This window comes from Spirillospora sp. NPDC049652 (assembly GCF_040675125.1).
Classification (GTDB): Bacteria; Actinomycetota; Actinomycetes; order Streptosporangiales; family Streptosporangiaceae; genus Spirillospora.
In genome coordinates this window covers 1-2,011 of sequence record NZ_JBFAOF010001152.1, presented here as the reverse complement: position 1 = coordinate 2,011, position 2,011 = coordinate 1, and the positions used below count along the sequence as shown (strand labels likewise).

Below are 2,011 nucleotides of genomic sequence, written 5' to 3'. Positions count from 1 at the left end.
CGCGGACCGCCTACACCGACGGCATGCACGCCGCGCTGCTGGTCAGCGCCGGGTTCGCGGCCCTGGTCGCGGCTGCCGCGCTGGTGACGCTCCGGTCCGTCCCGAAGGTCATCGAGGAGGACGCGGGAGCCGAGCCGGAGTTCGAGAGCGCCCGCTGACCGCGCTTGACCGACCCCTCACGGCCCGCTCCGGCGGGCCGTCGGCGTCTCCACCGGTTGGAAAAGTGATATCACTTTGCTATGTTGGTGCCATAGCCAAGGAGGAGCGATGGAACAAGCACAGGTGGAGATGCCCCGGCCGAAGGTCGCCGAGCGGCCCGCCCGCGACACGAACGGATGGCCGATGGCGGGGCTCGCCCTGCTGCTGATCCTCGGCGGGATCGCCGCCTTCGTCGCGGGCGTGGTGTCCAAGGGCACGGGATCGGTGGTCGCCGGCGTCGCCGGCGTCCTGGTCCTGTTCGCGGGGCTGGCGGTCGCGGCGGGGCTGACGGCGGTCGCGCCGGGCGAGGCCCGCGTGCTCCAGCTGCTCGGCCGCTACAGCGGGACGGTCCGCACCGACGGGCTGCGCTGGGTGAACCCGATCACCGCGCGCCGCCGGGTGTCCACCCGGATCCGCAACCACGAGACGGGCATCGCGAAGGTCAACGACCTGGACGGCAACCCGATCGACATCTCGGCGGTCGTCGTCTGGCAGGTCGAGGACACCGCGCGCGCGGTCTTCGAGGTGGACGACTTCGTGGAGTTCGTCGCTTTCCAGACCGAGGCGGCCGTCCGGCACATCGCGGGCGCCTTCCCCTACGACGCCGCCGACCGGACCTCGCTGCGCGAGAACGCCGACGAGATCACCGGGCAGCTGTCCGAGGAGATCGCGCTGCGGGTCGCGTCCGCCGGGGTGAGGATCGTCGAGTCCCGGATCACGCGGCTGGCGTACGCGCCGGAGATCGCCCAGGCGATGCTGCGCCGCCAGCAGGCGGGCGCGGTCGTCGCGGCCCGGCAGCGGATCGTGGACGGCGCGGTCGGCATGGTGCAGCAGGCGCTGACCAAGCTCGACGAGGAGCACGTGGTGGAGCTGGACGAGGAGCGCAAGGCCGCGATGGTCAGCAACCTGCTGGTCGTGCTCTGCGCCGACCGCGACGCCCAGCCGATCGTGAACACCGGCTCCCTCTACCAGTAACCCGTGGCCACCGAGCGCAAGAAGATCCTGCTGCGGCTCGATCCCGCCGTGCACGACGCGCTGGCGCGGTGGGCCGGGGACGAGTTGCGCAGCACCAACGCCCAGATCGAGTTCCTGCTCCGGCGCGCGCTCGCGGACGCGGGCCGGATGCCGAAGGACGCGGGCCGCATGCGCAGGCCCGGGCGCCCGGCCAAGGCCGGAGACGAGAACGACAGCGAGAACGAGGACGAGGACGAGGACGAGGACGGCGGTGCGGGCACCGCCGGAAGGGCCGGGGACCCAGCGGGGGATCCGGGCGGAGAGTAGAGCCGGAGCACCGGAGAGTAGAGGACGAGTCAGATGGTCGCGATCCCCGAGACACTGCCCCAGCGGATGTTCCTGCTGGCCTACGACACGCGCAAGCAGCGCCTGACCCTGCGCGGGGAGCGCCTGGGATACGTCCTGCGGGCCGCCGCGCTCACCGAGCTCTTCCTGGACGGGCGGCTCGGCGAGGAACGTGGCAAGCCGGTCGCCGGGACGCCCGGGCCGGATCCGTACGGGGTGGTCGCGCAGATCAGCGCCACCCGCCCGCGACCGTGGCCGTACTGGGTGCGCAAGGACGCGCGGCGGATGGTCCGGACCGTCCGGGACGAGCTGGAGAGCGGCGGCTGGATCCGGGTGCGTCCGCGCCGCGTCCTCGGGGTCTTCCCCGCGACGGCGATCGAGCTGCGCGACCCGCGCGTGCTGAAGGCGCTGGCGGGCGGGGTGACCTCGGCGCTGCGGGGCCGTCCGGTCGCGCACGTCAACAGCCTGGACGCGGCGGCGGTCGCGCTGGCGGCGGCGGGCGAGGTCCGCACGG

General features: G+C 73.3%; 3 protein-coding genes. All 3 read left to right on the top strand.

All coding sequences use genetic code 11. The features are described from left to right. Positions 1-267 precede the first annotated feature (267 nt). Positions 268-1,173, top strand: a complete 906-nt coding sequence (locus tag AB0J52_RS37970; RefSeq protein ID WP_500187835.1) for an SPFH domain-containing protein — start codon at positions 268-270, stop codon at positions 1,171-1,173. Positions 1,174-1,176: 3 nt separating this feature from the next. After that, positions 1,177-1,479 carry a type II toxin-antitoxin system antitoxin gene (locus AB0J52_RS37965; protein ID WP_500187834.1) on the top strand — a complete coding sequence of 101 codons (303 nt, stop codon included), beginning with the start codon at positions 1,177-1,179 and terminating at the stop codon, positions 1,477-1,479. A 33-nt stretch (positions 1,480-1,512) separates the two neighbouring features. Then, a partial coding sequence (locus AB0J52_RS37960; protein WP_500187832.1) for a GOLPH3/VPS74 family protein occupies positions 1,513-2,011 on the top strand: 499 nt, incomplete at its 3' end.